This is a genomic window from Prevotella sp. TF12-30, assembly GCF_003436715.1.
In the GTDB taxonomy this organism is placed as follows: domain Bacteria; phylum Bacteroidota; class Bacteroidia; order Bacteroidales; family Bacteroidaceae; genus Prevotella; species Prevotella copri_A.
Map to the genome: position 1 here is coordinate 1 of NZ_QSQJ01000100.1, position 1156 is coordinate 1156.

2 protein-coding genes are annotated in these 1156 nt (G+C 48.4%); both read left to right on the forward strand.

The features are described 5' to 3' along the window. A partial coding sequence (locus tag DXD25_RS17340; RefSeq protein ID WP_222847562.1) for a hypothetical protein occupies positions 1–226 on the forward strand: 226 nt, incomplete at its 5' end. A gap of 3 nt (positions 227–229) precedes the next feature. Then, on the forward strand, positions 230–1156 hold a 927-nt coding region (locus DXD25_RS16195), incomplete at its 3' end, for a primase-helicase family protein (protein WP_233522372.1).

The following is a 1156-nucleotide window of genomic DNA, read 5'->3' on the forward strand; positions in this document are numbered from 1 at the left end:
ACATGCAGGAATACATTTTTGTTCATCCCGAGGAAAGGTTTGCAAGGAAGCCTCTCTTCGGGATTTTTCGTTTTATCTTATCCCGAAAGGCTACATCAAGCACATTGATTTCCAATCTTTTAACATTGTCGGTGCAAACTTCTCCATTCTGCGCAAGTTTGTGTTTTGCGTTTTGATTTTCCGCCCTTACCTTTGCAACTTTAATTTATCAACTCACAAAGGTTAGATTATGAGCAAGACAAACGACAACAATCAGCTTGTAGGCGTGGCAAATGCAAAGCCACAGGCTGCACCTCCGACAAACGAGGTGTTCATCCGTGTTGGCACAACCTTGTACAAGGTGGTTGACCAACCTACCATCAATGGAGGAAAGGTAAGAAAGCGCATCCCATGGAACATGGAGACCTTGCGTCAGGACTACGGCAAGGAGTTCATCAAGTACGTTCACAAGTATGACGGCTTCTGTACTGTTCCCGAACATGTGAACCACCGCACGGTGATAGACGGTTTCCTCAACCTATACGAGCCGATAGGACATAAGCCGATGCAAGGGGGCTTCCCGAACATCAAGAAGTTGGTTAGTCACATCTTCGGTGAGCAATATGAGCTTGGCATGGACTACCTGCAACTTCTTTATCTCAGACCAGTGCAGAAGCTGCCTATTCTATTGCTTGTATCAGAGGAAAGAAACACAGGCAAGACCACGTTCTTGAACTTTCTGAAGGCATTGTTCCAGGACAACGTGACATTCAACACCAACGAGGACTTCCGCAGTCAGTTCAACTCCGATTGGGCTGGCAAACTGCTCATAGTCGTGGACGAGGTATTGCTCAGCCGCAGGGAGGATTCCGAGCGGTTGAAGAACCTCAGCACCACACTCTCGTACAAGGTGGAAGCCAAGGGCAAGGACAGGAACGAGATTTCCTTCTTTGCCAAGTTCGTGCTGTGCTCCAACAACGAATCACTCCCTGTCATCATTGACGAGGGCGAGACCCGATATTGGGTGAGGAAGATTTCATCGTTGCAATCTGACGATACCGGCTTCTTGGAGAAACTGAAGGCGGAGATACCCGCTTTTCTGTTCCATCTGCAAGGCAGAACGCTATCCACAGAGCACAAGAGCCGAATGTGGTTCGCCCCCGAACAGATAGCGACC